The following is a 2,472-nucleotide window of genomic DNA, read 5'->3' on the forward strand; positions in this document are numbered from 1 at the left end:
CCCCGCCCGGCCGCGCCCGGCCGCGCGCCGCCGCGTCCGCCGTCACCCGGCCGCTCCCGCCCACTGGCCGCGGCCGCCGGACTTGCCCACACTGGGGAGGATGCGTCTGGGTACTGCGGCGGCAGCGGCCGCCACCACGGTGATCGGTGCCGGCGCGGCCGCGGTGGCGGCCGGCCGGTACGCCAGCGACATGGTCCTCAAACCCGCGCCCGACCGGCCGTTGCCGGGCGACCCCCGGCTCACGGTGCACTCCACCGCTCCCGGGCGGATCACCCTGACCCGCAGCCTCGCCTCGCTGCGGCCCGGTACGTACGGCCTGACCGGCGCGGGCGCCCACGCGGTCGTCGGCCCGGTACTGGACGGCGTACCGCATCCGGCCGACACGGTCGTCCGCCGTCTGGAGCGGGTCACCCACGGCACCCTCCAGCCGGGCGCCCGGATGCGGCTCACTCCCCAGGTGCACATCGGCAACCCCCGCGACGCGCTGGGCCTCGACTGCGCCGATGTCGACATTCCCGGCGAACTGGGCGCCCTGCCCGCCTGGTTCGTGCCGGGCGCCCGGGAGACCTGGGTGATCACCGTGCACGGCCTGGGCACCACCCGCGAGCACCCCATGGTCCTCATGCCGTTCCTCAGCGACCAGCGGCTGCCCGTCCTGGACCCGGCCTACCGCAACGACCTGGGCGCCCCGCCCACCGCCGACGGCATCAGCCACCTCGGCGACGCCGAATGGCGCGACCTGGACGCCGCGATCCGCTACGCGATCCGGTACGGCGCGGAGCGCGTCGTCCTGCACGGCTGGTCCACCGGCGCCTCCATGGCCCTGCGCGCCGCCGCCAACTCCGGACTGCGCGACCGCATCGCCGGCCTCGTCCTGGACTCGCCGGTCCTGGACTGGCAGGCCACCGTCCGCGCGCTGGCCGCCGCCCGCCGCACCCCGCGCCCGCTGCTGCCGCTGGCGGTACGCGCCGCCGAGGGCAGCACCGGCCTGCACGCCGACCGGCTGGCCGACGCCTGGCTCCCGGACCTGCTCACGGTGCCGACCCTGCTGATCCACGGCCCCGACGACACACTCGCCCCCTGGTCCTCCTCCCGGGAACTCGCCGCCCGCCGCCCCGACCTGATCACCCTTCACCCGGTACCGCACGCACCCCATGCGGCCATGTGGAACGCGGACCCGGCCAGGTATGAGGAAACGTTGCGGCGGTTTCTTACGCCGTTGATGTGAGGGGGGCGATGGGGGCAGCGCCGGGGTGGGGTGTCAGGGGTGGGGAGGGGGCGGGCCCCGGCGACCGGCCGCAGGCACCCGTTGTGATCGGCCTCAGGTGTCTGTGGTGACCGGCGGCAGGTGGTCGCTGCGTCCGGCGGAGGTCTTCGTGGTGATCGGCGGCAGGTGGTCGCTGCGTCCGGCCGAGGCGTCCGTGGTGACCGGCGGCAGATGGCAGTCGTGATCGGCCGCAGGCACCGGTCGCGACCGGCCGCGGGTGGCGTCCCGACCAGGCCGCAGACATCCGTGGTGACCAGCCCGCAAGCGCCCATGGTGACCGCCCCGTGAACCCGTGAAGACCGGCACGTGGGCCCGTGATGACGCCCGCGTGCGCCCCTCGTGCGACGTTCTCCCGGAACGTACCGACCGTTCCGATTGGGCTTTCGGGCCGTCAACGGGAAGACTGCCCCTGTGACGTCCCGTACTCCGCGCGACTCCCGGCTCCGACTCGTCCCCCGTCAACCGATTGCCGCCGCCCGCCGGGCGGTGAGCACCCGGGCCGCCCGCCCGGCGCCCCGGCCGCCCCAGGGCACGCCGCCGCCCGCGGAACTGGCGCGGCAGGCCCGCGCCTGTCTGGCCGGTGCCGTACGGCTCGCCCGCTGGGCCGACGGCGAGTACGGCGCGGGCGCCGGGCTGCGGGCCGGCGCGGACGGCGCGCTGCCCGCGGAGGTCACCGAACAGGCGGCGCGTGACCTGCGGCTGACCGAGCGGCAGGTCCGTACGGACTGGGACCTGGCCCGGCTGGCCGGACTCGTCGAACTCCATGGCGGCGTGGCCCGCCCCGGCTGGCGGCTGCGCGCCTGGGAGCGCGACGACACCGCCGCGCTGCGCGGCTGGGTCGCGCTCTTCGACGCCTGGTCGCTGGCGCGCCCCGCCCCGTCCGGCGCCGGGCCGACCGCCGTTGCCGAGGTGGTCGAGGCCGTGCCGCAGCTGCTCTCCCTGCTGCACCTGTCGGCCGGCCCGGTCCGGCTCCCGGTCCTGCTGGACATGCTGGAACAGCGGGTCGCCGAGCTCCGCACCGAGCGCTGCGAGGTGCCGTACGGGCCCGACCGGGGCGCGGAGGCGGGCCCGGCCCGAGGCACGGAGACGAGGCCCGCCCGGCCCGGCCGGAACCCGGGCGGGGACCCGGACCCGGTCCCGGCGCCGGACGGCAGCACCACCCCGGCCCCGGCCCCGGACCGGCTTACGTCCGCTCCCGCCACGCC

1 protein-coding gene and 1 pseudogene are annotated in these 2,472 nt (G+C 77.2%); both read left to right on the forward strand.

All coding sequences use genetic code 11. From position 1 onward, the window contains the following. Window positions 1-100: 100 nt before the first annotated feature. Window positions 101-1,228 (forward strand): alpha/beta hydrolase, encoded by a 1,128-nt coding sequence (locus tag IH45_RS0142430; RefSeq protein ID WP_030682456.1) that lies wholly within the window; start codon window positions 101-103, stop codon window positions 1,226-1,228. A 450-nt stretch (window positions 1,229-1,678) separates the two neighbouring features. Next, window positions 1,679-2,472 (forward strand): annotated as a pseudogene (locus tag IH45_RS0142440) (hypothetical protein); the annotation flags it as partial.

Source organism: Streptomyces rimosus subsp. rimosus, assembly GCF_000720725.1.
Classification (GTDB): domain Bacteria; phylum Actinomycetota; class Actinomycetes; order Streptomycetales; family Streptomycetaceae; genus Streptomyces; species Streptomyces rimosus_A.

Excerpts from the sequence above, each read along its gene's own strand:
- IH45_RS0142430 (WP_030682456.1), top strand. The coding sequence starts at position 101 with ATGCGTCTGGGTACTGCGGCGGCAGCGGCCGCCACCACGGTGATCGGT.